This window comes from Thiocapsa sp. C2-2m (assembly GCF_041903745.1).
Classification (GTDB): domain Bacteria; phylum Pseudomonadota; class Gammaproteobacteria; order Chromatiales; family Chromatiaceae; genus Thiocapsa; species Thiocapsa roseilacustris.
Genome location: NZ_JBBWVD010000039.1, coordinates 19,242 through 45,344 on the forward strand (window position 1 = coordinate 19,242; position 26,103 = coordinate 45,344).

Annotated in this window: 22 protein-coding genes; 7 read left to right on the plus strand and 15 right to left on the minus strand. The window is 62.7% G+C overall.

Going from position 1 to position 26,103, the window contains the following annotated elements; genetic code table 11:
- The first annotated feature begins 137 nt into the window (after nucleotides 1–137).
- Both AADX97_RS23750 and AADX97_RS23755 read left to right on the plus strand, forming a co-directional pair.
- Nucleotides 138–1,154 carry a dihydroorotate dehydrogenase-like protein gene (locus AADX97_RS23750; RefSeq protein WP_374236661.1) on the plus strand — a complete coding sequence of 339 codons (1,017 nt, stop codon included), beginning with the start codon at nucleotides 138–140 and terminating at the stop codon, nucleotides 1,152–1,154.
- A gap of 177 nt (nucleotides 1,155–1,331) precedes the next feature.
- A complete protein-coding gene (locus AADX97_RS23755; RefSeq protein ID WP_374236660.1) occupies nucleotides 1,332–2,123 on the plus strand; it encodes a Uma2 family endonuclease in 792 nt (263 codons plus the stop codon).
- 125 nt (nucleotides 2,124–2,248) lie between these two features.
- On the opposite strand, the gene AADX97_RS23760 is transcribed toward AADX97_RS23755, so the two are convergent.
- On the minus strand, nucleotides 2,249–4,888 hold the full coding sequence (locus AADX97_RS23760; protein ID WP_374236659.1) for a DNA phosphorothioation-associated putative methyltransferase: 2,640 nt from the start codon (nucleotides 4,886–4,888) through the stop codon (nucleotides 2,249–2,251).
- A gap of 7 nt (nucleotides 4,889–4,895) precedes the next feature.
- A complete protein-coding gene (locus AADX97_RS23765; RefSeq protein WP_374236658.1) occupies nucleotides 4,896–5,495 on the minus strand; it encodes a Uma2 family endonuclease in 600 nt (199 codons plus the stop codon).
- A 275-nt stretch (nucleotides 5,496–5,770) separates the two neighbouring features.
- On the opposite strand from AADX97_RS23765, the gene AADX97_RS23770 reads away from it, so the two are divergent.
- Complete coding sequence (locus AADX97_RS23770; protein WP_374236657.1) at nucleotides 5,771–7,573, plus strand: diguanylate cyclase domain-containing protein; 1,803 nt, start codon at nucleotides 5,771–5,773, stop codon at nucleotides 7,571–7,573.
- A 181-nt stretch (nucleotides 7,574–7,754) separates the two neighbouring features.
- Here the strand turns inward: AADX97_RS23770 and AADX97_RS23775 are convergent, their stop codons facing one another.
- The 8 genes from AADX97_RS23775 to AADX97_RS23810 all read right to left on the minus strand — a co-directional run bounded on the left by AADX97_RS23775 (nucleotide 7,755) and on the right by AADX97_RS23810 (nucleotide 17,112).
- Entirely contained in the window at nucleotides 7,755–8,501 is a 747-nt protein-coding gene (locus AADX97_RS23775; protein WP_374236656.1) for a hypothetical protein, read from the minus strand.
- 85 nt (nucleotides 8,502–8,586) lie between these two features.
- Nucleotides 8,587–9,609, minus strand: coding sequence for an Rpn family recombination-promoting nuclease/putative transposase (locus AADX97_RS23780; RefSeq protein ID WP_374236655.1), 1,023 nt, complete (start codon nucleotides 9,607–9,609; stop codon nucleotides 8,587–8,589).
- 356 nt (nucleotides 9,610–9,965) lie between these two features.
- Entirely contained in the window at nucleotides 9,966–10,964 is a 999-nt protein-coding gene (locus AADX97_RS23785; RefSeq protein WP_374236654.1) for an Rpn family recombination-promoting nuclease/putative transposase, read from the minus strand.
- A gap of 101 nt (nucleotides 10,965–11,065) precedes the next feature.
- Nucleotides 11,066–13,996 (minus strand): DEAD/DEAH box helicase family protein, encoded by a 2,931-nt coding sequence (locus AADX97_RS23790; protein ID WP_374236653.1) that lies wholly within the window; start codon nucleotides 13,994–13,996, stop codon nucleotides 11,066–11,068.
- Nucleotides 13,993–14,592, minus strand: a complete 600-nt coding sequence (locus AADX97_RS23795; RefSeq protein ID WP_374236652.1) for a class I SAM-dependent methyltransferase — start codon at nucleotides 14,590–14,592, stop codon at nucleotides 13,993–13,995. Before AADX97_RS23795 ends, AADX97_RS23790 begins: the two co-directional genes overlap by 4 nt.
- 24 nt (nucleotides 14,593–14,616) lie before the next feature.
- Nucleotides 14,617–15,096, minus strand: coding sequence for a hypothetical protein (locus AADX97_RS23800; protein WP_374236651.1), 480 nt, complete (start codon nucleotides 15,094–15,096; stop codon nucleotides 14,617–14,619).
- Nucleotides 15,097–15,218: 122 nt separating this feature from the next.
- On the minus strand, nucleotides 15,219–16,175 hold the full coding sequence (locus AADX97_RS23805) for an Rpn family recombination-promoting nuclease/putative transposase (protein ID WP_374236650.1): 957 nt from the start codon (nucleotides 16,173–16,175) through the stop codon (nucleotides 15,219–15,221).
- A 34-nt stretch (nucleotides 16,176–16,209) separates the two neighbouring features.
- Nucleotides 16,210–17,112, minus strand: a complete 903-nt coding sequence (locus AADX97_RS23810; RefSeq protein WP_374236649.1) for a DUF4007 family protein — start codon at nucleotides 17,110–17,112, stop codon at nucleotides 16,210–16,212.
- A 225-nt stretch (nucleotides 17,113–17,337) separates the two neighbouring features.
- On the opposite strand from AADX97_RS23810, the gene AADX97_RS23815 reads away from it, so the two are divergent.
- Complete coding sequence (locus AADX97_RS23815; protein WP_374238856.1) at nucleotides 17,338–17,706, plus strand: hypothetical protein; 369 nt, start codon at nucleotides 17,338–17,340, stop codon at nucleotides 17,704–17,706.
- A gap of 3 nt (nucleotides 17,707–17,709) precedes the next feature.
- On the plus strand, nucleotides 17,710–18,153 hold the full coding sequence (locus AADX97_RS23820) for an ATP-binding protein (RefSeq protein WP_374236647.1): 444 nt from the start codon (nucleotides 17,710–17,712) through the stop codon (nucleotides 18,151–18,153).
- A gap of 131 nt (nucleotides 18,154–18,284) precedes the next feature.
- On the opposite strand, the gene AADX97_RS23825 is transcribed toward AADX97_RS23820, so the two are convergent.
- The 5 genes from AADX97_RS23825 to soxB all read right to left on the minus strand — a co-directional run bounded on the left by AADX97_RS23825 (nucleotide 18,285) and on the right by soxB (nucleotide 24,449).
- Nucleotides 18,285–18,530: a prevent-host-death protein gene (locus AADX97_RS23825; protein ID WP_374236676.1), complete on the minus strand. Its 246-nt coding sequence runs from the start codon at nucleotides 18,528–18,530 to the stop codon at nucleotides 18,285–18,287.
- Between the two features lie 77 nt (nucleotides 18,531–18,607).
- Nucleotides 18,608–19,759 carry a cysteine desulfurase family protein gene (locus AADX97_RS23830; RefSeq protein ID WP_374236646.1) on the minus strand — a complete coding sequence of 384 codons (1,152 nt, stop codon included), beginning with the start codon at nucleotides 19,757–19,759 and terminating at the stop codon, nucleotides 18,608–18,610.
- Nucleotides 19,760–20,134: 375 nt separating this feature from the next.
- Nucleotides 20,135–21,868, minus strand: a complete 1,734-nt coding sequence (locus AADX97_RS23835) for a cation acetate symporter (protein ID WP_374236645.1) — start codon at nucleotides 21,866–21,868, stop codon at nucleotides 20,135–20,137.
- Nucleotides 21,865–22,173, minus strand: coding sequence for a DUF485 domain-containing protein (locus AADX97_RS23840; protein WP_374236644.1), 309 nt, complete (start codon nucleotides 22,171–22,173; stop codon nucleotides 21,865–21,867). The genes AADX97_RS23835 and AADX97_RS23840 overlap by 4 nt, the downstream gene beginning before the upstream one ends.
- A 497-nt stretch (nucleotides 22,174–22,670) precedes the next feature.
- Nucleotides 22,671–24,449: a thiosulfohydrolase SoxB gene (soxB, locus tag AADX97_RS23845; protein ID WP_374236643.1), complete on the minus strand. Its 1,779-nt coding sequence runs from the start codon at nucleotides 24,447–24,449 to the stop codon at nucleotides 22,671–22,673.
- 338 nt (nucleotides 24,450–24,787) lie between these two features.
- On the opposite strand from soxB, the gene soxX reads away from it, so the two are divergent.
- Both soxX and soxA read left to right on the plus strand, forming a co-directional pair.
- Complete coding sequence (gene soxX, locus AADX97_RS23850; RefSeq protein WP_374236642.1) at nucleotides 24,788–25,168, plus strand: sulfur oxidation c-type cytochrome SoxX; 381 nt, start codon at nucleotides 24,788–24,790, stop codon at nucleotides 25,166–25,168.
- A 26-nt stretch (nucleotides 25,169–25,194) separates the two neighbouring features.
- A complete protein-coding gene (soxA, locus tag AADX97_RS23855; protein WP_374236641.1) occupies nucleotides 25,195–26,034 on the plus strand; it encodes a sulfur oxidation c-type cytochrome SoxA in 840 nt (279 codons plus the stop codon).
- Nucleotides 26,035–26,103: the final 69 nt, after the last annotated feature.

Here is a 26,103-nt window from a genome sequence, read left to right on the forward strand (position 1 = left end):
GACGGACCCGATCCGGCATCATCGGCGCAGGTGCAGCCGCACCGCGCCGACACCCGCCGGATCAGCCCAACGCCATGGCCCCGACGCGCGCTCATCCGGCACCCTATTCGTCGTATACCTTTTCCGGAGCAATCGCTATGGATCTCACGACCACCTATCTCGGACTGACGATCAAGAACCCGCTGGTCCCCTCCGCCTCGCCCCTGTCCAAGAGCGTTGCCATCGCACGCGAGCTTGAAGACAACGGCGCCGCAGCCATCATCATGTGGTCGCTCTTCGAAGAGGCCGTGACCGCCGAATCCGAAAGCATGGTGCGCTTCCTGCACCACCAGGACATTGGTTTCGGCGAGGCTGACAGCGGCTTTTTGCCCGTTCATCAGGATTTCGAGGGCGCGCTTGAGCGGTATCTGGACAACATCCGCAAGCTCAAGGAGTCACTGGACATCCCCGTTATCGCCAGCCTCAACGGCGTCACACCCGGCGGCTGGATCAAGCACGCGACCGAGCTGCAACAGGCCGGTGCCGATGCACTGGAGCTCAACGTCTACTATGTGGCCGGGGATATCACCCAAACCGGACTCCAGGTCGAGGAGCGTTATCTTGACCTCCTCCGCGAACTGCGCGGGCATGTGCAGATTCCCATCAACATGAAGCTCTCCCCGACTTTCAGCTCCATCGGCAACTTCGTCGGCCAGGTCGCCGCCGCCGGCGCCAACGGCGTCGCCCTCTTCAACCGCTTCTATCAGCCCGACATCAACATCGACAGCCTGCGTCTGCAATCGAGCCTCCACCCCTCGACATCCGCCGAGGCCCTGCTCGCCATGCGCTGGATCGCCATCCTTTACGGTCGCTTCGATGGCCTCTCACTCGGCGCGACCGGCGGTGTGCACACGGCCGCAGACGCCATCAAGCTGCTGCTTGCGGGGTCGGACGTGGTCCACCTGTGCAGCGTTCTACTCTCAAAAGGACCGGCCTACACGGCACACATCCTCAGCGGCATCGAGGACTGGATGGAGGAGCAGGGATTCGAGTCCATCGAGGACTTCCGCGGACGCGTCAGCGCCATCGCAGTCCCCAACCCGGCGGAGCTCGAGCGCGCCAACTACGTCAACATCCTGGACAGCTACAGCTTTTCACCGGGTGTGATGGTGTAGGACCTTAAGAAACTCGTGACACCCGCTACGCGGTGTCACGCATGCCCCCTGGCGCTCTGCGCCACGTCCTGGCATGGCCGGAGTCACGAACACGGCTAGGAAAGGAACAAGGGGCGGCTGCGATTGGTCTATCATTGAGCTTGAATATCAAGAGATTCATCTTGCCGGGAGACGCAGATGCCGCACCGACCACGCACCGATCGACAGGGTCCGTTTCACGTCGACCAACTCCGCGAAGGCGATCGCTACGAGCTCTCCAGCGGTCACCCGATCTATTGCGCGCCCTCCGGGCGCGAGCATGCCGGAACCAATTTGATCGGCGCGGCAGCACTGGAGAGCGACCCGGATGTCGAATGGGCCGGTGTCGATGCGGGTTTCACCCCGGATTCTGGGACGTTGCGCGCACCCGACGTCGCGATCGGCCAAAGAGGCGCGGAACGGGGCTGGATCCCGGGCGCGCCGCCATTGGCAGTCGAGTATGCCGCTCGCGGACAGGACGAGCAGGAATTGCAGGACAAGATTGCGGAGTTGTTGCAGAGCGGCACCCAGCAGGTCTGGGTGGTTCGTCTGATCGGTCCGCGACGGGTCGAGGTCTATCGGCCCGGCGAAACGATGCGCTTGGTCGGTCCCGGCGAGATCCTGAGTGCGCCGGGTCTGCTGCGTAACCCGGTCCCGATCGAGGCGCTCTACGACCGCGATGCCGCACACCGCGCGACGCTGCGCAACCTGCTGCAGCGCGAGGGTTACGAGAGTCTGGACGCCGTGCGTCAAGAAGGGATTGTTGAGGGAATCAATCAAGGGATCAGCCAAGGCATCGCCGAGTCGATCCTCGCCTTGCTCACCGACCGTGAACTCGTCGTCGACCCACCGACGCGCGAACGCATCCTCGGCGAGCAGGATCTCGCGCAGTTGATGCGCTGGCTCATCGCCGCGACTCAGGTCCAGGAAGCGCAGAGGCTGCTCGATTAGGAGAACAGTAGGTTGGGCAAAGCGCAGCCTGCCCAACGCGCACCGGCATCGGGAGTAGCAGTTGGGCACGCTGCGCTTTGCCCAACCTACGACTGCACCTCGAACCCCGCACCCCGAACCCCCCATTACCCATCCGAATCGACAAACCGCTCGACCGGCACGCACTTGGGCACCAGCCGACCGCTTGGGCCCGGCAGCATCAACACCACCTGACGGCTTTGCTCGGGTCCATAGCTCACATGGATCGGCTTGTCGTTGCCGTAGAAGTAGAGCCGGTCGAAGGGCGTTTCGCCGACGACCCAACGCGCGACCTCAAGCATATCCTCGTCCTCGACCAGACAATCCACGGCGGCGCCCAGACGCGGACAGATGGGATGACCCAGCCGATTGCGCTCATGCGCAGCGTGCTGATCGCGCTTCGGATCGATCCGCCCCGGGATCGCCTTCGCCAGCGGTGCGGAGCAGAACCCGTAGGTCAGTCGAATCATCCCGAAGTACTCGATCACCGGATCCAGGACCTGCGTGGCCAGATCGCACAGCGCCGTGTAGCTTTCAGGTTGCTCAGGGCAGTTGGCAAGCCCTGTTGCGGCCTGCGTCTCCCCGCATTCGATCAAGTGACGGTAGCTGAGAAAACGTCCGCACGGGGCGTCCAGGTCCGGGATCGTCCGGGAACGGACCAAGGCGCCATCCTCGATCGACCAGCGCCGTTGCTCCAGCAACGCATCAAGAACACCCGGCGCCGGCCCATACCCCGACGCCGGCAGCACACCAAGCGCATCGAGCGCCTCGTCGAACGCGAGTTGCTCCGGATACCCGTCGCACTCCTCGTTGATATAGCGTGACTTGCGATACAGATACGGCGGCTCGAAGTCATCGCCGTATGCGAAATAATCGATGTCCTGCTCGCGCAGCTTGATCTTGACCCGCTCGATCATCCGCGGCAGCGCCCTGCCCTCGAAATCGTCGTACCGCATCAGGCTCAGCTTGCCCGAGCCGATGTGGATCTTCACCAGATCCGCCTCGCGGATATCGCCGTAGAGCATCGATGCGGCACCGACATAGACCCGCAGAAGCGCCGGGAGCTGCTCGACCAATCGGCTGTGCAGTTGCAGCGAGGCGCCCGGATCGAGCCACCCCAGACCATGTTCGGACGCCGAACGGCAGGCGGCAGCGATCGCCTCGGTGTCGGCGATCCGGAAAAGCTGCGTGCGACCGGCCTCCAACGCGGCCGGATAGTCGCCGAAGAACGCCTTGATGTCGCGCTGCAATCCCGCGTCGAGATGCTTGTAGGGACGCCGCCGACTGAACTGCTGAAGCGCAAAATAGACCTCCAGGTCAGCGATGCGCGCCTGCTCGGCCCCCGCCAGCGCAGCCTCCGCACCTTCCTGTCCCTTCTGATCGGCGAGGAAACGCAGCGCCTTGCCGAGACTGCCGAAGCCCTCGATCAAGGGCAGCAGATCATCGACCTCGATCTTCTCCGGCGTTCGCCCCAGACGCAACCAGGTCTCCCAGAGGCGCTCCAACGGCTCGCGATAGGCATCAAAGCGTTCCGCCGCGCGATCGCGCCGAGCCGGCCGCTCACGCGGGGGCAGCGCGGGGCGCGTGCTCGGCACCCTGAGCCGATTGCTTCTGCGGCTATAGCGCTCCACCAGAAACCGCTGCTCCGCGTCTTTGTCGCGGAACACATAGAGCACGCCCGGCGCAACCGGGATCGGCTCCTCGTCCAGCACTTGCTCCAGATACGTCTTGATCTCGGACTGGGTGTAATAGCGCTGGAAGGTGCCGCGCTGCGTCATGACGCCGTCGCGAAACCGCTCCCCGCGCGGGTCGTTTTGGTTGGCGAGCATCACCGACACGACCAACAGCCGCTCGGCGAGCGACCAGGCCCGCGTCAAGGCCACCAGCCGCTCGTCGAAATCCTCGATCACGTTGATCACGAAACCGAGATTGACGATATCGGCTGCAGCGATCGGCTCTTCCGGCGCGAAATAGGGATCCCATCCGGAGGCTTCCAGCCCGTTCTCGCACAAGCCGCGAACATCGTCGCCGCGCCCGCAGCCGTAGTCGAACAGGCGATAGCGGCCATCCAGAAAGCCATGCCGCGCCAGCGTCTGCACGGGCGCCGAGAAGCCATAGCGCACCATCGCGGTGCGGTGTCGCGCCGCCTCCCAATCGAGCGCACCGCCGAGTCCGACGAGGGCGCGCGACACGACGCCGCCCTCCCCCGCCTCGGACCCGGTCAAGTCGCCGTCGGCAGCCTCGCCCGCGACACCGTCGAGATTACCGATCGGGACCAGCGTGTGGCCCTCGATCCGATACCCGGCATCCGCGACCAGCGCCTCCCACTGACGCCGATAACCGATGCGCTTGGGGTCATCGAACAGACCGATCGACTCGGCCTGTTCCGTCAATGCGACATAGTCGGCGCGGCTCGGATGATCGCCCGGCAGCAGCAGCTCCTTGCGATGCAGGATGGGCGGGTTCAGCGAGTCTTCGTAGGTGCGATAGCCCGTCTCCCCTGTTGCGCGATCCACACGCCAGCTCTCCTTCAGCGCCGGGAAGGGGGTCTCGAAAAAATCCGGATAGTTGAGGAAGGCGACCTCGGAGCCGTCCTCGGCAACGCGCACGACATTGAATGCAGGCTCGACCGACGCCCGAAGCATCTCGAGTGCCGCGGCCACGCCAGCCATCAACTCGGGCTCGGCGCGGTCCAGCAACGTTCGATGCAGGTAGCGTCGGCCTGCGACCGTCTTTCCGAAACTCATCGGTTCGTCAGTCCCCCGTGCTCATCGTCGGGTCCGTCTCGGGAGCCGGCCAGTCGATCTCCAGACCATCGATCACACCGACAGGGGTCTGTCCTTCCAGGCCCTGCACGTCCGGCTTCCCGTAAACGCCGTCCGCACCGAGCCGATAGATCGTCAGCACCCGATCGACCGGGTGCAGCAGCCAGTATTCGCGCACACCATGACGCTCGTAGAGTGCTGGCTTACGGACCTGATCATGAACGGCACTGGACGCCGAGAGGATCTCGACGATCCAATCCGGCGCTCCGCGGCACCCCTTCACATCGAGCTTATGCGGATCGCAGATCACGGCGACATCGGGCTGCACCACCGTGTCGACCCGAGCGTCGGACTCGTCGTGCTTCGGCAGACGCACGTCGAAGGGGGCAACATAGACCCGGCACGAGCGCCCCTGAAGCGCATTGGCAACCTGGCGTACCAGCTCAACCACGAACTCCTGATGCAGTCGCGTCGGCGCTGGCGCCATCGCGAATGCTTCACCGTCGATCAGCTCCCAGCGTTCGTCCTCGGGCCAGAGACAATAATCACCGTAGGTGAAAGAACCGGTTTTGAGTGCGGCTTGACGCATGACAGTTTCTCCGTTGAAACAGCATCGGCACCGAGCGATCTTGATCATAACGCCGACCGGCAGGCTGAACGAGCGCGAGCAACGTGGAACACAATCACAGCGAATCCCTCGGCTCAGCATCGATCACAGCACAAACGCGACCGAACGAGCCTGTTCACCCGGACGCTCGATTCGTCTCGCGGCGACTGCGCACCACACCGGAGCAGACGACAAAGCCTGATATAGAGGGTCTGATATGATGACGACTCGCGAGGGATTTTCTGAGAACAACGACGTTGCTGAGTCCTAAAGGCGCATCGGCCGATAACCCGCGAGGTTCCGCCGTACAGACGCTCGGCACCCTGATCAAGGTGGTGATCGTCGCGATCCTGGTCAGCCTGACCCTCACCGTGCTGATGCTTCTGCATGCGGGGCGTATTCAGGACCAGACCGCTGCAGAGGCATCCTTGCGGCAGCTCGACGGGCTGCTCCGCATGAAGGGCCGCCACCTGGCCAACCACGTCAGGGATTATGCCGCTTGGAACGACGCCATCGAAGGCGTGATCAAGGCGCGGGACCGGCAATGGTGGGACGACAACCCCGGCCAGTATGCGCTCTCGACATTCGACCTCTCGCTCACCCTCGCCGCCGACGGCAGCGACCGGATCTATTTCATCTCGACCCCCGACGGAACCCGAAGCGCACCATCCGAGCTCACCCTCGGCACGTCCACGACGGCATTGCTGGACATGGAACGGCGCAGCCTTTCCTCCTCGGTTCCGGGCGAGGCAACGACGGGGTTTATAGAGCTGAACGGAACCCTGTATTTGGCGGCCGCCAGCCGATTCCTCCACGAAGAGGATTTCACAGCACCCGCCGAAGCCCCCGGCGCAGTGATGCTCTTTGCACTCGCGCTCGATGACAGGGTTCTTCCGGAGCTCGGCGACATCATGGGCGTCGACGGACTGGTCCGCGATGCGGCGCCTGAGTCCGGCGAGTCTCGCATGCCGCTCTCACTCGTCGACGGGACCACTGCGGGAATCCTGACGTGGACCCCGTCGGCGCCGGGTGGGTCCATGATCGCAAGCGTACTGCCCATCGCGCTGCTCGCCTTCGCGAGCGTCGCCGGACTGACCCTGGTCTTCGCCTTTCGCGCACGCAGCCTCGCCCGGCGTTTGTCCGCCGACGAGGCCGAGCGACGCGAGCTGTCGCAGCGCTACGAATCCATCCTCGAGACCGCCGGCGACGGCATCTTCGGCATCGATCGCGACGGGCGCATCCTGTTCGTCAATGCCGCGGCCGCGACGATGCTCGGTCTGCCGCGCACTGAGATCCAAGGACAGGACGCCAACCACTTGCTCCTGTGCCGACCGTTCGATGGACCCTCCGAACAGACCGACGAGGCACCCCTGCTGCGCGCACTGACAAGCGGTCGCGCCGAGGTCTCGGATACCGAGTGTTTTCGCCGCGCGGACCGAAGCACCTTCCCGGTCGAATACGCCGTCACACCCATGCTGCTCGGGGACACCCCGACCGGCGCGGTGGTCGTCTTTCGCGACATCACCAAACGGCGGCAGACCGAAGAGGAGATGCTCTATCGCGCCAATTTCGATGCCGTCACCGGCCTGCCCAACCGCAACCTCCTTCTCGAACGCCTGAATCAGGAGCTGAAACGGGCCCGCCGCGAGGCCACACGCGTCGGGGTCCTCTTCATCGACCTCGACGACTTCAAACAGGTGAACGACTCGCTCGGACACGACGCGGGTGATCTCCTGCTGCGCCAAGTGGCCGAGCGTCTGCAGCAGTCCGCGCGCGACACCGACACCGTCGCTCGATTTGCAGGGGACGAGTTCGTGGTCGTCACCGCACACATCGCGGACCGGACCTGCCTGCAGACGGTCGCCGAGAAGCTGCTCCACATCCTTCATGAACCCTTCGCGATCGGGAACGCAGCCGTGCAGATCGGAGGCAGCATCGGAATCGCTATCTTCCCGGACCACGGCGACAATCCACAGACACTGCTCACCCGGGCAGACCTTGCTATGTACCAGGCCAAGGCTGCCGGACGTGGGGCCTATCGGTTTGCGGGCATTGCCTGAGCAAAGGCCAGTGGATGATGCACCGCCGCTTGCCACCTATCGATTAACGCAGGCACCCCGGCTCCAGCTCGACATGCTTCTCACGGAGACAGGGTGAATCCGAACGCTTTCCTGCGCATGTTTCATGTCTCCGTGTTTCCGTGAGAGATTCCGGAAACTGATCGGTGCTTTGGCACAGCCTTCAGCCCGAGCTCACTCTCCCGGCAAGCCATTCAAACAGCGCCTGCCGACGCTCGGCCGACAGCCGCTCGATCCGCGCCATGATCTCGTCCATGCTCATCTGATCGTAATGCCCGTTCAGCGCCGCGGCGAGCGGCGCGAGCACGGCATGCTCTTCCGGCGACAGGGTCTCGGGCGGGTTCTGCAGGTCCTTCAAAAAGGCTTCTGTCCGATGTTTGTCGAGTGCACCGATCTCCCGGATCTCGGGAAGGCCCCGGCGCCAGGTCTCGATGCGCGTCTGCCGAGCCTGCCCGTCGAGAGCCGCTATGCGCTGGGCAACCATCTCCAAGAGCTGCTCGACCACTTCACGGTCTTCGCTCGACAGATAGGCCGGCGCCACGTTGAGCTCCGACTCGATCCGGGCGCAGCCGTCGCGGGCGAGTGTCGGAATCTTATCCGCAAGCGCGCGACGCGGGCTCAACCATTCGGTGGAGCGCCGACGCGCGGCATCGATGCGTTCAGGGCCGAGCGCCCGATACACCGAGGCCAGATCCCAGGCGGGATCGATCTCGCGCGCGGCAAGCTCCTCCGCCAGAGCGGCCGACTGGTGCTCGATCTGCTGAGCGAGGATCTCGGCCAGCCGCTCGGGGGACATGTCGCCGGTTTCCCATGTCTCGAGATCTGCCGCGATCCGCTGGAGCTGGAGCGCCAGCTCGCTCACCTCTGACTCATCGCGCGTGCCAATGAAGATCTCGCGCAGTCGATTCACTCGCGCGAGCGCCTCCTGCAGCGCGCTCTCGGTCTTCGGGACGTCTGGAAAACCCGCATCGAGCAAGGCCGACGCTGGGCACGACTCAATGTTCTCCCGTCGCCCCGAACACATCCTCCAGGCATCGCGCGCCCAGCACCTGCAGGGCCCATTGTTCCAACTGATCCGGGGAAGCGCTGCGTATCCTCTCTTCGATCTCGGGCGGGACCAGGCCGAACCGTTGCTGGACCAAGAGATGCAGTAGCTTGGCTTGGCCTTGGCCGATGCCCTGCTTGATGCCCCGCTCGGTGCCCTGCTCGATGCCTTGCTCGATGCCTTGCTCGATGCCTTTCTGTTGCGCCATCCGCTCGATGCTGCTCAAGTAATGCATGTGCTTTTCCTCGTCGAATTGCTGGACTTCGGACCACAACTGCTGCTCCAGTCCCTCCGGCAGCGTCAGTACCCAGTCGATGAACCGGAACAACTCAAGAATATCCTGGCGGGCGAAACCGCGTCGGTAGAGGCTGCGGATCAGCCCCAGCTTGGCCTGATAGCGATCGACTGGCGATCGGGCGGTCTCCCGGGCACTGAGGTGGGCCAGGGTGACGACGGCAAAGGGATTGGCCGAGGACTCGAGCTCCGTTCGGCGTGTCCGATAGGCGGCCAAGCTGACCAAGGGAAAGCGCAGACCCATGCGGCAACCCCATCGCGCATAGCCAAACTCACCGTGGTTGCGCCGACTCGGTTCACCCAGCACCGCCAGACTCACGACCGGTTTGGCGTAGCGATCATAGAGCCGATAGTTGTAGACAAACATGCGCTGGGCGAAATCCGCTTGGTTGCGCCCCTGGACTTCGACATGCACCAGCAGCCAGTCCTCTTCTCCCTCAAAACTGGTGACGCGGATCAGCGAGTCGGCCCAGCGGCGACCGAGTTTCGCATCGCGGACCACCTTTTGTAGTTCCTTGTCGAGCAGGCTGTAGCCGTGCGTCCAGTCGATGCCGGCATGGGCATCGGGGAAGAAGAAGGCCAGAAAGTCGGGGAAGTAGCGTTCCAAGACCGTCTTCCACGGGGAGTCATAATCAGCCACGACGGCATGCTGGTGGGTACTCGGAGCCGGGTCGTTCATGACGTGCTCTCTCGCGGAAGACAATGAAACCCGTCGCGAAGCGACACCCCCCCGGGATAGACGACTTGCAGTCGTCCTCTTCAGCCGTCCCGACGGCCTGCGGGGTCGAGTTCGACGCAACCCTCTCGGCAACCGTGCTCAACGCGCCTCAGCAGGTCGTGCGAGAGAGTTCCGCCGGGCGTTTTTTTCGGAAATGGCTTTGACGATGGGGCGAGGGCAACTGAAGTCGCCTATGCCCCGAAACGCCCCGACACGCTGGGCGTTGCTTTCTCGGAAAGCACCTTAGGGATGAGACGGGTATGCCGGGGTTCGCAAGCTCACCCCAGCCTACACGTTTCGTTTTTTTGAATCGTTCCTCAGTGTTCTCCCGTCGCACCGAACACATCCTCCAGGCATTGCGCGTCCAGGATCTGCAGCGCCCATTGTTCCAATTGGTCCGGGCGCGCACTGCTGATCAGCGCTTCGATGTCGGGCGGGATCCGGCCGAAACGTTGCTGGACCAAGACATGAAGCAGCTTGGCTTGGCCCTCGCCGATGCCCTGCTTGATGCCCTGCTTGATGCCCTGCTCGGTGCCTTTCTGCTGCGCCATCCGCTCGATGCTGCTCAAGTAATGCATGTGCTTCTCCTCGTCGAATTGCTGGATTTCGGACCACAACTGCTGCTCCAGTCCCTCGGGGAGCGTCAGGACCCAGTCGATGAACCGGAATAACTCAAGAATATCCTGGCGTGCGAAACCGCGCCGATAGAGGCTGCGGATCAGCCCCAGCTTGGCCCGATAGCGGTCGGCTTCCGATCCGGCGGTCTCCAGGGCGCTCAGGTGCGCCAGGGTGACGACGGCAAAGGGATTGTCCGAGGACTCAAGCTCCGTTCGGCGTGTCCGATAGGCGGCTAAGCTGACCAAGGGAAACCGCAGACCCATGCGGCAACCCCAACGCGCATAGCCAAACTCACCGTAGTCGACCTGACTCGGTTCACCAAGCACCGCCAGACTCACCACCGGCTTGGCGTAACGATCGTAGAGCCGATAATTGTAGACAAACATGCGCCGGGCGAAATCTGCTTGGTTCTGGCCTTGGACTTCGACATGCACCAGCAGCCAGTCCTCGTCGCCCTCCCGGCTGGTGACGCGGATCAGCGAATCGGCCCAGCGGCGACCGAGCTTGGCATCGCGCACCACCTTTTGAAGCTCCTTGTCGAGCAGGCTGTAACCGTGCGTCCAGTCGATGCCGGCATGAGCGTCGGGGAAGAAGAAGGCCAGAAAGTCGGGGAAGTAGCGTTCCAAGACCGTCTTCCACGGGGAGTCATAATCAGCCACGACGGCATGCTGGTGGGTACTCGGGGCCGGGTCGTTCATGACATGCTCTCTCGCAGAAGACCTTGAAGCCCGTCGCGAAGCGGCGACGCCCCTGGGATAGACGACTTGCAGTCGTCCTCTTCAGCCGTCCCGATGGCCTGCTAGGCATTGCACATCTCCACGGCGTCAAGTACCGCCTTCAATCTCGCCAATGGCCGCATGTCCTCGTCCGCCTCAATCTCCGGATAGTCCGGGTGATTGGCCTTGAGTTGATAGCGGCCGTCCGCCGTCTTAATGACACGACGCAGCAGGTATTGATCCTCGCCGGCGTCTTGACGCTCGATGGCAACGATTTGTCCGTTGAGCGTACCGGCCTGCGTCGGTGCAATCCGCTCCAACAGAAGGTAGTCGCCATCGTGGATCGGTCGCGATCCGCCGTCCATGGAGTGACCGACGGCGCGCGCGACGAAATCGCGTTCAGGATCGAGGCGACCGTAACCCTGATCGTCAAAGGCGCAACGCTGCTCTGAGTCGCCGCGACCTCGCCGAAAATGACCGCAGGCGATGCGAAGGTCCGGATAGTACGGCAGCTCGACGCGTGCCGGTGTCGACGCGGTCGGGCGCGAGAAGGGCAGCACGCGCGCCGATTCGGTCGATTGCACCTCAGCCCGCTCCGGACCCTCTTCGCCTGCCGTGGTCTTGGTTAGACGCGGCTCGTAGGCCGCAAATCGGTAGTCGACCAGTTCTCGGACCATGGATTGGAAGGTATCGAGATCCTCGCCGGCCACATCAAAGGTAGGGCTAAAGCGACCTTCGCGGACCTCGAACCAGGCTCGGCTCTGTCCCGAACGGTTGCCCCCTGTCCAGGCGTTGATTGGGTTGGCTCGCCAGTAACGCAGCCACTGCCCCGCCTTGGCGTCGTCCAAATCCTGCAAATCCGTTCTGAGATCCGGGATGAAGCGACGTCTCCGCCGGAAGACAGTACGGGCGTGCTCGGCCAGTTCTTCGACCGACAGGGGCTGGCGAAAGCCGTCGTGGTCCAGGAGTGATTCGAGCAGCACGGCTTTGAAGCTGCGGGTCATCGCCGTGGTCTCGGCCTCGCGGAGGAAATCGGTTTGCCGCTCAAGACAGCGTGACTCCTCCGTGTCGAGATCGTCCTGATCCTGCAGCAAGGTAAACCACTGACCGTGGAGCCGTCGCAGCTCCGGAATGCACGATCCGCTGCGGTAAAACTCAGCGAGGGTCGGACGGCGACCGAGAGATTCTCGCAGAGCCTGATAGTCGGATGTCGGTCCCCGTCCTTGAAGACGCGCGAGGAAATCGATGATGGCAAGATCGTAGGTCGCAAAGCAACCAGGCGGCAGAGGCAGATCGCCGTTACGCGCCTTGCGCGCGAAGTCCGCCAGTGCGGCGTAACCCGACCCAACGTCGAAGAGCGCCTGTGGTTTGTTGAGAAAGCCTTTGTGATTGCCGATGAAGTCCAGCACGACCAGGTGATCCTTGTCCGGGGCTCGCCGAAGTCCACGTCCCAATTGTTGGAGGAACAGGACCTTCGATTCCGTCGGGCGCAGCATCATGACGGTATCGATGGCCGGTAAGTCCACGCCCTCGTTGAAGAGATCCACCGAAAAAATCACCTGAAGATCGCCCCGTTCGAGCTGCTCCAGGGCTGCGCTGCGATCAAGCGATGAACCCTGATAGACCGCAGCGGCGCGGATGCCCTCTTTCCGGAAGCGCTCGGCCATAAAATCCGCATGACGTCGCGAGACGCAGAACGCCAGGGTCCGGCTTTGGGCCTTCTCCTGCCACTGTGCCAAGGCATGACGGGCACGCCCGAGTGTCGCAAGCTTGTTCGAAAGCGACTCGGGATCGAAGCGCCCGTTGCGCCAGGGAATCTCCTGATAGTCGACGGTTTCGTCGTAGATGCCGTAATAGCGGAACCGGCACAACAGCCCCAAGGTGATTCCGTCGAACAGATTGCGACCGTAGACCAGATTGTCGTCGCACAGACTCAGGATGTCCGACTGATCCGTCCGCTCGGGGGTCGCGGTCAGGCCAAGCAGGAAACGCGGTTTGAAATGACCGAGCAGACGTCGATAGGTCGGTGCCGCAGCATGATGAAATTCGTCGACGACGACATAATCGAAGTGATCCGGCGCGAACCGATCAAGATGACGCGACTGCCCGAGCGTCTGTACCGACGCAAACAGGAGGTCCACATCGGCATCTTTGCGTTCGCCGGTATAGCGCCCAACCCGGCGGCCGGGTTGAACCAGCTGAAAACTCGACTCGGCTTGGAGCAGGATCTCCTCGCGATGGGCGACGAAAAGGAGTCGCGCGACGGATAGGCGCTCGCTGTCGAAGGCGGCCAGGAAGGTCTTGCCGATGCCAGTCGCCATTACTACCAAGCCGCGCAGATAGCCTGCGGCGCGGGTCGCATCGAGTGCCGCGAGCGCTTCGAGCTGGACCGCGTTCGGCGTCGGCCGCGGGGCCTCCGGCTCGTCCCAATCCGGGAAAACCGGCAGGTGGCGAAGCACAGAGCGACGCTCGTCGTAGTCGTCGATCCAGGTATCATCGAGTCGTCGGACCCGAGGATGAGCGATCAACGACTCGAATTCGGCGCAGATCTGATGGAGTGGCCCATCCCCCGCCGATTCGGAATCGGCGATGCGATCGACCCGATAGTTCCACTCAAGCCCGTCCGTGAGTGCAGTGCGGCTAATGTTGCTGGAGCCGACGAAGGCGCAGCCCCAGACCTCGCGCCCATCCTGCGTTTGGATGGCGATATAGGCTTTGAGATGAAAGCTCTGGTCGCCGGATTCGAAAACGCGGATATCGGCGCCGCGCTCGCCAAGCAGCATCAACCGACGCAGGGCTTGCGGCTCGGTGACATCCAGGTAATCACTGGTCAGGATGCGCAAACGTGCGGCGCGGTATTGAAGGGCGTCGGCGAGCGCATCGAAGAGCAGTGCCAGTCCGCTCGACTTGATAAAGGCGACCGCGAGATCGATTCGATCGGCGCGCCGGATCGCTTCCAGTAGATGAGGGAGAAAGGGGTCGCGGCGACCGCCGGTCGCGAGATAACCGCTCATGCGTCCGCTTCGAGCCGGAGCACGGTATTGAGCCAACGCTCGGACTCGCGACCGGGACGTCGGTCGGACGTCACCCAGCTCTCGACCTCGACGAACAGGCCGACCTGCTCCAGCAGCTCGGCCAAACCGGCTTCGTCAAGATCGGTGAAATGACGCCCATTGCGCATCTGCTCGCCACGCCCGTATTTGAACGAGGCATAGAGGATTCCGCCAGGTTTCAGGGCGCGGCCAAGTCGGTGCATGACATCCGGCAGCTCGGCGATCGGGACATGCAGGAGGCTGGCACAGGCCCAAATCCCATCGAAAGCTTGGCGCCAAGCGATCTCCTGGAAACGCAACACAACGACGGGTGCGCCAGAATGCGCCTCAGCGACTGCCGCCATGGCGGGAGACGCATCGAAGGCCGTGACCTGAAAGCCGCGATCCGCGAAGGCGCGCGCGTCTCGGCCCGAACCACAGCCTGCGTCCAGAATCCGAGCGTTGGCGTGCAGGCGCGGAAGGAAGCGCGCATAGAGCGGCCCCATGTCGACCGACTGGGTGTCGAGCACGAAAGTTTCGGCCTGATCCCTGTAGTAGCCGAGGGTTTCGTCGTTCATGGTGTCGTCGTTCGTCGTCGCGGATTAGGACTCGAACTTGAGAAGGATATCCTCGACCAGGGCGTCAGGCAGCCCAGCTTGTTCAACGGCGAGCGCGAGGCCGAGCATCAACTGCCGAATCAGCGAGTCCGGGATGCCGGTGATGGCGACCCGCAGGAAGCCGCGTCCGGTCGGTTGGGTCGCGCAAAAACGGGCCGCGAGATCGGCATCGGCGGTCTCGAGCACCGCCATCGACACGCGATGCTGCTCGGCCGCGGGCTCCGACAAGACGGCGGCGGCGAAGAGGCCGAACACCGATTTGCCGGTGCCGTAGGGTCCGATCAGCGAGAAGGCGCGCGGACGTGCGCCCGGGCACAGACCGGCCACCATGCGGTTCAACGCCTGTAAGGCGCGCGAGGTGGGAACATAGGCCCGGATCAGATCCGGCGCGTCGGCATCGCGCGTGAGGTTGATCGAGCGCGTGTAGGCGGTGCCGATGTGGATAACACGATCCAATGTGGTCACGTCGCGGTCCTTCTGGGTTTGTTGTGTTGCTGGTTGGATGCGGGTGTCTGATTCCATGACATCTCGGACCGCTTCACTGTCGACCTCGATCACCTTCGGAGCCTGTCACGCGCCCTGCGTTCTCAATGCGCGCTCGGCAGATCGCGTAGCACTTGGATCTCTTCCAAGGACAGTTTGCTGATGTCGGCAATGGTTGCGTCGTCGAAATCGGTTTTCCGGATCAGCTCCAGGGCGGTTTCACGGCGGCCTTCTTCACGCCCTTCTTGACGCCCTTCTTGACGCCCACGTTCGAGAATCTCCGCATTCCATTGCTCGACGCGTTGCTGCAACATGACATGCACCTCGTTGTAGTCATCAATGCTCGGAAGTCGGATTCCGGGGCGCTTCTTGCGGATGAAGCTTCGGTAGATCCAGCGCCCAAAGGCGCGCTTGAGGCTGTCCAGCGCGGCACTGTCCAACAGCTCGACGAGGCGCGCGTAGACGGCGAGCCAGGTCGCCTCGTCGCGTGCCTTTTCCAAGCGGAACAACGCCGCCACCAGATTGCGCACCTCCGGCGGATAGGCCTCGTCACGCGCGATCGCCCCCTCATCCAACAACAGGTAGGACCATTGTGGTCGGTAGCGTTCCAGTCCACCCGGAACGGGCTCGATCAGAGAGAACAGCTCGGTCTGCGCCGTCCAGCGGGGCTCGCCGTTGTAGAGCACGATCGGCAGCACCGGCGGCAAGCGCCCGCTCGGGCTCAATGCGGCTTGAGCGATCAGATCCTGGTAGAGCAGGGTCGCGTAGTTCGCGATCCGCACCGCCATGAAGCGATCCTCGGTACTTTGAAACTCGATCAGAATATAGACGTATAGCCAACCGTACGACCAGCGGACACGCCAGATGACGTCGTCCTCGCGATCGCGGTAATCATCCGTGACAAAGCTACCCTTGACGGGCTCCAACGTGCCGAGATCGATTGACCGCACCCAATCGTCCCGCACGAAGCCGGTCAGCAGATCGCGGACCATCTCGGCATGCGAGAACAGCTGCCGATAGCTGTGGTCGTGATGGCGCGGCGGGGCCTGCTTGCGCGTCATGGGAACATTGCACGGTCGACGCTGAAGAGCGCGCTCATGCGGCGGCCCGCCCGCGGTAGTGCTGCGAGAGGATGTCGATCGGGTCGATGACCTCGCCGCGTCGGTAAAGCTGGTGCACGCCGGCGGTGTCGCGCAGCTCGTAGCTGCGAGGGTCCTGCTCAATGACGCGGGCGAGTCCGGTCATGAGGCCGTCTTCGGTCAGACGGAAGACCGCACCCGGGGCGGCCCAGCCCTCGTCGCTGTAAAGGACGACGCGCATCGGCAGGGCCGGCTGCTGCGGCTGCGCGGCGAAGCGTTGTGCGAGCGCGAACTGCAGCGCAACCGGCGGCAGTGCCGGGCGTGCACCGCGCAGGCTGCGATAACCGGCGTCGGGGTCGCTCTCGACAAGCCCGAGCTGCGCGAAGGGCGAGTCGAGATGCTCGTCGGTGCGCCCCGCCTCGGCGGCGTACATGCGCAGCAGCGTGGAGATGTCGGATTTCAGGGTGCTCGCCGATCGCGGCGCCTTCAGCTCCTGCTCGGTGAACTCGCCGATGGCGCGCAGGGCATCGGAATCGCGAAACCGCGGCATGGGGAAGCGGTTGAAGAACCAAAAGAAGCCGGTTGCGGACTCGGCGTTGGAGGCGATCAGCCAGTGGAGGATCCAGAGTGTGGCGTCGTCTTCCAGATAAGGGTCGCCGCGCGAGCCGAGCAAGGTGGTGCCGAGCCGTGTCGGCGTGCCGCGTCCGCTGTCGAAGGTGACCAAACCGGTGACCTGCAGCCAGTAGTGGATGGCGTTGACCATGTTGCGCCCAACACCGAGACGGATCATGGCGTCTTCGGGCCGTGTGAAGATCTCGGGATCGTCCGCCAGCGTCTCGAAGCCTTTGGGCAGCCAGCCGTAGCGCAGCGGAAAGGTCTCGTGGCGCCCGAAGGTAGCCTTGGCGCGGTTGAGCTTCATGGGGCGGAGGGTTTCCCGAGCAGGGTCAACATCAGTGTTGCAACGCGGTTCCTACGCAGGGTCCGTCCAAGGGGTCTGCGACCTTTGGGACGAAGGTTACAGGAACACGGAGGCGACGCCAAGGCATAGGGGCTCGAAGAATAAAGCAATCGGCGCCGAGCAGCCTGGACAGGTCATGGAAGCTTTCTGCCATGCTTTGTCTGTTTCCGGGAATGGATGTCAATGATGTACGAGAGTATTTCCGACCTGCTCAAACAAATTGCCTTCGATGAGCAAACAGTGCCAGACACATCGCTGAATGATTTAAACCCTAAACTCTGGAGCCGGTTCAGAACGGTTGTCTCGCCCAACGATGATCGGGAATTTCTTGAAAAGATGAAACTGATTACCATAGATGAATACGGGGCCATCCGAGCGACAGTCAGCGGCATTCTGATGGCGTCTGATGCGCCGGAATCCTTCATGCCCAGCGCGTTTATTCAGGCGGTTTGTTATCGAGGAACCGAACGCAACGCCGCCTATCAACTAGACACCAAGGACATCACCGGACCCTTGGATGTGCAGATTCGGGACGCCTGGAAGTTCGTGGAGTGAAACATGCGAGTCTATGCCATCAAGGCGCCCAACCGTATCGAAACACCGCAGTTTTCGCTGAATGCGGTCTTCGAGGCGGTTGTCAACGCAGTCGCCCACCGGGATTATTCCGTTTACGGCTCCAAGATTCGCCTTCACCTGTTCTCGGATCGACTTGAGCTCTTCTCGCCAGGCGCGATCCCCAACACCATGACCATCGAGAGCATCTCGGAACGGCAATCAACAAGGAACGAGCTGATCAGCTCATTGCTGGCGCGTTGCCCGATGAATGTCAACGCCATTGGCAGTCAGCGGAGCTTCATCATGGACAAGCGTGGCGAGGGCGTGCCGATCATTCTCATCGAAAGCGAGAGATTATCGGGGAAGAAACCGGAGTACCGGCTGATCGATGATGCCGAGGTCAAACTGACAATCTTTGCGGCGCCGTCGCCTCATGGCGAGGATTGATCATGACTCCGACCGCGACCGCCCAGGTACGCCGGATTCATCCGGCCCCCGGGGACGAGTGACTTCAGTCGCCCGAACGCGCCCGCGCGGCGAGCTGAAGTCCGCCGCCCCAACTCTCCCCGAGGTGCCGACTAAAGTCGGCGTACCCAGAGAGCCTGCATCAACGCATCGGCGTCCTCGTAGCGATTTGTTCGGCCGGCCTCAAGATCTGCCAAAGACTCACGTAGGCGTTCTCTCGTCGCGTCACAGTGGGCCTCCAGCAGCTCAGCATAGGCCGCTTCACTGAGCACAACATCGCTCGGGCGGTTGTTCTTGATGATATGGACCGGGCCCTCGCGGAGTGCCTCGTCAACGGCGGAGATCCCACGGCGCTTGATGTCTTAAGCTGGAATGCTGTTCACGTTTGCTCCCGTACTTATTTCGATACTTGATTGAGCATAGGATTAGGTGCCAGTCAATCCTGCAAGTCACGAATCCGGGCGATGGCCTGTCGTACGGCTTCGGCGGCTTGGTCGATCTGGGCCTCGGTGTGGTCGCGACCGAAGCTGATGCGCACCGCGCCGTACAGCGCGCCATCCTCGATCCCCATCGCGCGCAGGACGTGAGAGGGCTCGATGGCGCCGGAGGAGCAGGCGGATCCGGAGCCGATGGCGATCTCGGCAGCGAGCTGATTGATGAGTGCGTCGCTCGGGACGCCCTCGAAGGAGAGATTGAGGATGTAGGGCGATGTCCGGGCCGGGTCGCCGTTGATGTGAGCGCGGAGATCCTCGCCGATGCATTGCAGGAAACGCTGCTTGAGTCCGGCCACGCGCAGCAGATCCTGCTCGCGATGCGCCGCGGCGCGGGTGATCGCGCTGCTCAGGCCGACGATCTGATGGGTCGCGAGTGTCCCGGGACGCAGTCCGTACTCTTGGCTTCCGCCTTCCATCAGGGGGCGAAGCCGGATATGCCGACGGTCGCGCACGACGAGACAGCCGACACCCTTCGGGCCATAGAACTTATGCGCGGAGAGCGACAGGAGGTCGATCGGCGTCTGCGCGAGGTCGATCGCGAATTTGCCCGCGCCTTGCGCCGCATCGACATGCAAGAGAACGCCGGCCTCCGCGACCGCGGCGGCGACCTCGGCGATCGGCTGCATGACGCCGGTCTCGTTGTTGGTGTGCATCAGCGAGACCATCAGGGTGTCGGGACGCAGGGCCGCGAGGATGGACTCGGGTGTCACCCAGCCGCCGCGGTTCGGCTTCAGGTAGGTGGTCTCCACGCCGTCGGACTCCAGTCCCCGACAACAGGCAAGCACGGCCTTGTGCTCGATCGCGGAGGTGACCAGGTGTCGCCCCTGTGCGCGATAGGCCAAGGCGATACCGCGCAGGCCGAGGTTGTTCGCCTCGGTCGCTCCGGCCGTGAAGATGACCTCGTCGGTGTCGCACCCGAGCTCCGCGGCGACCGCCGCGCGCGCGGCCTCGACATGGTGCGCTGCGTCTCGGCCTTGCGGGTGAGTTGTCGAGGAGGGATTGCCGGGGACGTTGCGCAGGACATCAATCATGTCATCGATGACGTCGGGATCGACCGCAGTGGTTGCGGCTGTATCGAAGTAGAGCGGCTGCATGGTGTTTGGCTGATGGCGTGTTGGGTGTCGACATCGACAGGTCGCCGTTCGGGGCAGCCAAGTAAGCCTTAGGTGTGGTCGATACGCAAGGCGCCGGGTGTCCGTTGATCTACCCACGGCAAGTCAACGGACACCCGGCGCCTTGTGAACGACTCCCGCGGCGCGGGGGATGAGACTGCGTCCTGCGTTTGCGCGAGGAGGATGGGTTTCGCTGTGCTCTACCCATCCTACCTCGCTACTTAGGCGAATTCCGGAAACCCTTATACCAAGGCCGTAGGTTGTGCCGAGCCGTGCGAGGCACAACCAAACGTCGGCGCAAGTTGTGCTTCCTATCGTCAGCACAACCTACGGGTATGGAATTTTGCGGAAATCACCTTAGTGGCTTGCTGCGCCCTCCGCGCCGATGCCGGTTTCGCAACGGATCCGCTGGGCGGCATAGGCCGCCCGATCGATCTTGGCGCGCTCGGAGTTGTCGAGGATCGAGAAGATCCAGATGCAGAAGAAGGCGATCGGGATCGAGATGATCGCCGGATTGTCGAGCGGGATCAGACCGACCGGAACCGCAACACCGTCGGCGTTGACCGCCGTGAAGCCGAGCACGTCGCCCCACACTGCCTTGGAGACGATGGTGAGACCGACCGCACTGATGAGTCCGGCGAAACCGCCGATCAGCGCACCGCGCGTCGTCATCTTGCCCCAGAAGATCGAGGCCACCAGCACCGGGAAGTTGGCGCTCGCCGCGATCGCGAAGGCTAATCCGACCATAAAGGCGACGTTCTGGGATTCGAATGCGATGCCCAGACCGATCGCGAGCACGCCAAGGGCCAGCGTCGCGATGCGCGAGACCTGGATTTCGGTCGTCTCGTTGCTGCGACCGCGCGCGATCACGTTGGCGTAGAGATCATGCGAGATCGCCGATGCACCGGCGAGGGTCAGACCCGCGACCACGGCAAGGATGGTTGCGAAGGCGACCGCCGAGATGAAGCCGAGGAAGAGGTTTCCGCCGACCGCTTCGGCCAGATTGATGGCGACCATATTGGTGCCGCCCAGCAGGCCGCTAATCAACTGATCCTTGATCACGGAACCATCTGCCGCAAGCGCCTCGGGCTTGAAGAACTGCGGATTCTGCGACAGCAGCACGATCGCGGCGAAGCCGATGATGAAGGTCAGGATGTAGAAGTAGCCGATGAAGCCCGTGGCGTAGAAGACCGATTTGCGCGCCTCTTTGGCATTCGGAACGGTGAAAAACCGCATCAGGATATGCGGCAGGCCGGCGGTACCGAACATGAGGGCCAAACCCAGCGAGATGGCGTTGATCGGATCCTTGACCAGGGAGCCTGGACCCATGATGGCGTCGCCCTTAGGGCTGATTTCCACCGCCTGTCTGAACATCTCCTCGGGGGAGAAGTTGAAGGTGGCGAGCGCGGCCACGGCCATGAAGGTCGCACCCGAGAGCAGCAGGACGGCCTTGATGATCTGGACCCAGGTCGTGGCGGTCATACCGCCGAAGATGACGTAGGTCATCATGAGGAGTCCAACCGAAACCACCGCGATCCAGTAATCCAATCCGAACAGCAACTGAATCAGCTTGCCCGCACCGACCATCTGAGCGATCAGGTAGAAGGCGACGACCACCAGCGACGAGATGGCCGCCATGGTGCGGATCTGGGTCTGACCGAAGCGGTACGAGGTGACGTCGGCGAAGGTGAACTTGCCGAGGTTGCGAATCTGCTCGGCCATGAGGAACATGATCACCGGCCAGCCGACCAGGAAGCCGATGGAGTAGATCAGTCCGTCATAACCGGATGCGAAGACCAGACCGGAGATACCCAGGAAGGACGCTGCCGACATGAAGTCGCCCGCGATGGCCAGGCCGTTCTGCATGCCGGTAATGCCGCCACCTGCGGTATAGAAATCACTTGCCGAACGCGTTCGCTTGGACGCCCAGTAGGTGATGCCCAGGGTGGCGCCGACGAAGATCATGAACATCACGATGGCAGTGATGTTCACGCTGCTCTGAGCGACTGTGCCAGTCAACGCAGGCGCCGCGGCGATTCCGAACGGGACCAGGAGGGCGGCAAGAACGCCCCACATTCCGAGACGTGTCATTCGAAATCCTCCTGGATCTCTTTGGTCAGACGATCGAATTGCCCGTTCGCACGGGCGACGTAGATGCCGGTCAGGATGAAGGCACTCAAGATGATCAGGATGCCGACCGGCATGCCGACGGTCATGGTCCAGCCTTCGGCCACCGGAGTGGCCAGCCATGCCGGTTGGAAGGCGATGACGAGGATGAACCCGTAATAGATGATCAGAATGGCGGCGGTCAGGGTCCAAGCGAAGCGCTTACGCGCGCCGATCAGCTCCCGATAACGCGGATGTGCCGTGATGGCATCGACCGTGTGTTGCTTCATAAGGGTACCTTTGGAGGCGGTTGTTTTCGATCGTCCGACGCGCGCCATATCAGACACCATCGATCGGCATCAGAAAAAGCGTCACATGGAATCAGGACCTACGGCACCCGGGAGGTCTCGGCGGACGGGGCGCAGTGTCCCCGATGGGATGACTTGATCAGACGATCGCAGGGGACGGGGAGCGCGCGATTGTGTTGGTCGGACGGGACTGCGTCAATAATCCATGCATTCTTTTTATCTATCCGAAGAATTGTTGAATCCGATGGCGCAACGGGGGATCGTTTTGTAACGTGTCAGCAACGACGCTGACACCGAACCCAATCGTTGGCGTTGTCGTTGTCGATTACGATTGCGACAACGAAAACGTCTGGCAGGGGTATGGTCTCGTCGAGTTGTTTAACCGGGGGATCGGGTGGCCCGCGACGGACACCCGAACGGGGCGATCCGCCGCAGGTCGGGGCGGGGTCGGACGGCGTCGCGCCGCCGACCCCGCAACGTCACATGAAGGGGTAATCCGCGATACCCGGATTACCGGTGACGTTCTTGAGCTTCGGCGTGTTCAGCTTCTCGATCTTCACGGTCTTGATGTCGCGCAGATAGGTCGCGACCGTGTCCCAGATCGGCTCGCCCGGCGATTGACTGCCGACCGTTGCCCAGCCGGCGACCACGTAGGTCTTGTCCGCCTCGATCTTGGTGCCGTCGTCGAGCGCCATGTCCAGGATGCGCTCGCCCATCGAGGCGCTCGGGTCGCAGACATAATCCATCCCGCCGAGGCGGACCATGTCCCCACCCTGCTGCACGTAGGGGTCCGGATTGAAGAGATTGTCGCAAACGTCCTCGAGGATCAGCTTGATCTCCGCGCCGGTCATCTCGCGCCGGTAGGTCTCCGGGTAGGTGATGCAGGTCTGATCCATGACGTTGTCCATCGTGATCTTCTGACCCGGCAGCACCGTCGTTCCCCATCGGAAGCCGGGCGACAGACTGATCTGGGCATCGTTGACCTTGCGCAGCGCGTCGCAGATGACCTGATCGAAGGTGCCGTTGAAGTTGCCGCGACGAAACAGGGTCTCCTCCGCGGTCGCCAGTTCTTCTTCGAGCTGGGCCTTGTAGGGCGCACGCACGCCGGTGATGTACTCGACCATCTCGGCATTCGGGGCCAGCAGGTTGGAGAAGACCGGCAGCAGGCGATAGCGGAAATCCACCAGCTTGCCGTCCTTCACCTCCATGTCCATCACGCCGAGGAACTTGCCGTTGGAGCCTGCGTTGGTGACGAGTGTCTTGCCGGACGCGTTCTCGACGACGGTCGGCGCCGGCATGCCGTCATGCGTGTGACCGCCGAAGATGACGTCGATGCCCGTCACGCGCGAGGCCATCTTCAGATCGACGTCCATGCCGTTGTGCGAGAGCACGACCACCAGGTCCGGCTTCTCATCCTCCCGCACTCGATCGACGACCTCCTGCATCGAGCCGTCGTCGATGCCGAAGGTCCAGTCCGGCATGAAACGCTGCGGGTTGGCGATCGGCGTGTAGGGGAATGCCTGCCCGACCACGGCGACCTTCACCCCGCCGACCTCTTTGATGGTGTAGGGCTTGAATGCGCGCCCGAGGTCTTCGTCGAAGCCGGGGAAATCCGCGAAGCGGTAGTCGAAGAGTGCCTCCTCGCGCACCTTGACGTTCTGGGCCACGAAGTCGCCATTGAACTCGCCGACGTTCTTGATGACCTCCTCGTCAAGATAGGTGAACTCCCAGTGACCGGTCATGACGTCGACGCCGAGCAGGTTGCAGGCGCCGACCATATCCATGCCGCGGGTCCAGTAGGCCGTCCCCGAGCCCTGCCAGGTGTCGCCGCCGTCCAGCAGCAGGCTGTTGCCGTCGCCGCGCTCGGTGCGAATCCGGTCAACCAAGGTCTTGAGGTGAGCAAAACCACCGACGGTGCCGTACTTCTCTGCACCGGCATCGAAGTCGAGGAAGGTGAAGGCATGCGCCTCGATGCCGCCCGGATCCACTCCGAAGTGCTTGAGAAACGCCTCGCCCACCACGTGCGGCGCCTGCCCGAAGGCCGGTCCGATACCGAGGTTGACGTTCGGTTCGCGGAAGTAGACCGGGTTCAACTGGGCGTGTGTGTCGGTGATATGCAGGAGTGTGACGTTGCCGAACTTCGGAACCTCGTAGAGGTCGGCCGGCATCCGCTTTGCGGCGAAGACCGACGAGGGAAACATCCCGGCGGCGCCGGCGATTCCCATGAGTCGCACGAATTCACGTCTTGAAAGTGACATTGGCTTTTGAGTCCTCCGTTTGGCTGCAAGTGCGCCCCCTGCCACTGGGGCCGACGGCGTGGTAAATCCCGACTAGTATGCCCGGTCATGGGTCTCGAATGCCATCGCCGAGCCCACTGTGGGTCAGATCCTCGTCTCTGGATATCCTCGTTTTACACCACACTTCGAGCGTCGGACAATTTCAATTCGACGTGTTAGGATCCGTCCGACAGAACATCGCGGCGTCACCGAGCGACCGCGGGAAGACCGCGCGACGACGCGGAGATCAGACAAGAAAACAGGGCACGGAGCAACTCCGAGCCATGTCGTTACAGCAGAGACCTTAGGAGGCTTTACCCATGCTGTCCCTACGCCCGATCCGAGCGACCGTGATCGCTCTTGGTCTTGGATTATCCACACTCGCCGTCGTTGCTGCGGCGGCCGACATGCCTCAACTCGACCTCAACGGGGACGCCGCGGCAGGAAAGGTCATTGCCGAAGACCGCGGCAAAGGCAACTGTCTCGCCTGTCATATGATCGTCGGCGCCGAAAGCCCCGGAGCCATCGGTCCGGCCCTGATCGCCATGCAGACCCGCTATCCGAGCAAGGAAGCCCTCGCACGCCAGATCTGGGACGCGACCGTCAAGGCGCCCGAGGCCGCAATGCCGCCGTTCGGCAAGCACGAGATCTTGAGCAACAAGGAATTCGTGGACGTCGTCGAATATATCTGGTCACTCTGAGAGTGACCTTAGGAGGCAAACATACAATGTCTAAGTTATTGCTGTCGCTCACCGCTGTCGGTCTCGCCTGCTCGCTCTCCATTCCGGCGCTCGCCTCGACACCCGAGGAAGACAAGGCGACCTTCCAAGCCTACTTCACCGAGCGCTTCCCGACCGTACCCGTTCAGGATTTCGCCAACGGCGTCTATGCGGTGGATCCCGTCGGACGCGAAAACTGGGAGGCGATCGAGGAGTTCCCGCCCTACGAGAATGCACTCACTGCCGGCGAGGAGATGTGGAACACGCCGTTCGCCAACGGCAAGACCTACGCGGACTGTTTCCCGGATGGCCCGGCGATCGTCGGCAAATACCCCTTCTGGGATAAAGACCGCGGAATGGTCATCACCTTGCCGCTCGCCATCAACGAGTGTCTCGAGGCCAACGGCGAGAAGCCTCTTAACTACGCCAAGGGTCCGATGGCGGACATCACGGCCTACATGGCGTACGAATCCCGCGGCCAGGTGACGAACGTGGAGATTCCCGCTGACGACCCCCGCGCGGTCGCGGCCTTCGAGGCGGGTAAGGAGTTCTACTTCGCACGTCGCGGGCAGTTCAACTTCTCATGCAGTCATTGTCACTTCGGCAACTCCGGCACGACCCTTCGCACCGAGATGCTCAGCCCGGCCTTCGGCCACACGACCCACTGGCCGGTCTATCGCTCCAAGTGGGGTGAAATGGGTACGCTGCATCGTCGCTATAAAGGCTGCAACGAGCAGGTGCGCGCGGCACCCTTCCCGCTTCAGGGCGAGGAGTATCGCAACCTTGAGTTCTTCATGACCTACGTGAACAACGGCTTGGAGCTCAATGGGCCCGGTGCGCGCAAGTAACGCACACCAATAACACCGACCACCTAAGGCACGAGGGTGCGCCGCTGCGGCGCACCCTTTGGAGAGCGC